A 2293-nucleotide genomic window follows, 5' to 3' on the forward strand; every position below is an offset into this window, starting at 1 on the left:
CGCTGTAGGTGGCGTCAGAGCCTGATGTGGTCTCGGCCGACTTGTTGCGGGAGGCCGAGCCGGAGCCGTCGGCCGAAGGCAGCAATGTGCCGGCACTCTGGCGATAGCTGGCGCGCGCCTCGCGGATTTTTGCCTTGGCGGTGGCGACATCGAGATTGCCGGCAACCGCTTCCTCGACAAGCGTGTTCAGCTCGGGATCGCGTAGCCGCTGCCACCATTTTGACAGTCGTGCCGGCTGGGCAGGCATTGTCGGCTTCTGGCCGCTCCAATTCGCCGGCATTGCCATTATCGGTGTCTGATAATCCGGACCGACGACGCATCCCGCGAGCAGGACAGCGGTGAGCATAGGCGCAAGAAGCCGCCTCGCGGCCACCGAGCCACGTTCCAAACCTGTCATGTGAAGTTTCCTTATTGCTGGGTGGCCGTCACCGGCGTCTCGCCCGTATCTGGTTTGGCCGCCCTGCCCTTGAAGATGCGCCGCACCGTGACGAACAATAGCGGCACCAGGAAGACGCCGATCACCGTCGCCGCGATCATGCCGCCCATCACGCCGATGCCGACCGAGTTCTGCGCGCCCGAGCCCGCACCGCTGGCGATCGCCAGCGGCAGCACACCGAGGATGAAGGCCAGCGACGTCATCAGGATCGGCCGCAGCCGTTGTCGCGCCGCCTCCAGCGTCGCCTCGACCAGCCCCATCCCGGCGGCTTGCCGCTCGATGGCGAACTCGACGATGAGGATGGCGTTCTTGGCGGCGAGACCGATCGTGGTCAAAAGGCCGACCTTGAAATAAACGTCGTTGGACTGGCCGAACAGGCTGGCCGCCAGCAGCGCGCCGAAGATGCCGATCGGCACCGACAGCATGACCGCGAACGGGATCGACCAGCTCTCATAAAGTGCGGCCAGGCACAGGAACACGACCAGCGCTGAGATCGCATAGAGCGACAGCGCCTGGTTGCCGGAAAGCTTCTCCTGGTGCGACAGCCCGGTCCACTCGTGCGAATAGCCGGCGGGCAATTGCGCGACGAGCTTGTCGATCTCGTCCATGGCGGCACCCGAGCTGACCCCCGTGGCCGCCGCGCCCTGGATCTCGACCGCCGCCGAACCATTGTAGCGCTCCAGCCTGGGCGAGCCGAATGTCCAGTGGCTGGAGGCAAAGGCCGAGAACGGCACCATGGCGCCGCTGGCGTTGCGGACCTGCCATTTGTCCAAATCTTCCGGCTGCATGCGGAAGTTCGGGTCCGACTGCAGATAGACCGGTTTCACCCGCCCGCGATCGATGAAGTCGTTGACGTAATCGCTGCCCCAGGCGGTCGAAAGCGTGTTGTTGATGTCGGCCAGGCTGACGCCCAGCGCGCTGGCCTTCTCCTGGTCGATGTCGACCGAGAATTGCGGCTGGTCTTCCTGGCCGTTGGGCCTTGTGTTGGCGAGCACCTTGCTCTGCCCGGCCAGGGCCAGAAGCTGGTTGCGCGTCTGGATCAGCGCGTCATGGCCGGCGCCGTTGACGTCCTGCAGGTAGAAGTCGAAGCCGTTGGTGTTGCCGAAGCCCTGGATGGCGGGAGGCGCGAGCGCGAAGACTTGCGCGTCCCTGATCTTCGAAAACGCGCCCATCGCCCGGCCGGCGATGGCCTGCGCGGCGGAAGCCGGCGATTTGCGCAGGTCGAAATCCTTCAGCCGCACGAAAGCGATGCCGACATTCTGCCCTGCGCCGCCGAAGCCGAAGCCGGAGGCGGTGAACACCCCGTCGACGACGTCCTTCTCCTGGTTGAGATAATGGTCGGTCACTTCTGCCAGCACGCGCTCCGTGCGATCCTGCGTCGCGCCGACCGGCAGCTGCACGCTGGTGATCAGGATGCCCTGGTCCTCTTCCGGCAGGAACGAGCTCGGCAGCCGGGCAAACATCCAGCCCACGGCAACGACGATGGCCAGGAACACGACGAGGAAGCGCCAGGATCGGTTGATGATGCCGTGCGAGCCGTCGCGGTAGGCAAGCGTGCCGCGGTCGAAGACACGGTTGAACCAGCCGAACGGGCCGGTCTGCGTCGCATGGTCCTTGGGCGGCCGCAGGATGGTGGCGCAAAGTGCGGGCGTCAGCACAAGGGCGACCAGCACGGACAGCACCATCGCCGAGACGATGGTCACCGAGAATTGCCGGTAGATGATGCCGGTCGAGCCGCCGAAGAAAGCCATCGGCACGAACACGGCCGAAAGCACCGTGGCGATGCCGATCAGCGCGCCGGTGATTTCGTGCATCGACTTGCGCGTCGCCTCCTTCGGCGACAGGCCTTCCTCCTGC

General features: G+C 65.4%; 1 protein-coding gene and 1 pseudogene. Both read right to left on the minus strand.

Annotation, left to right across the window (positions count from 1 at the left end; all coding sequences use genetic code 11):
* A pseudogene (locus EN914_RS32665) lies at positions 1 to 397 on the minus strand (TolC family protein); the annotation flags it as partial.
* Positions 398 to 408: 11 nt separating this feature from the next.
* Positions 409 to 2293: efflux RND transporter permease subunit (locus tag EN914_RS32670; RefSeq protein WP_127389553.1), on the minus strand; the 1885-nt coding region annotated here is incomplete at its 5' end.

The sequence above is a fragment of the Mesorhizobium sp. M7A.F.Ca.CA.001.08.2.1 genome (genome assembly GCF_003998455.1).
Lineage (GTDB): Bacteria > Pseudomonadota > Alphaproteobacteria > Rhizobiales > Rhizobiaceae > Mesorhizobium > Mesorhizobium ciceri.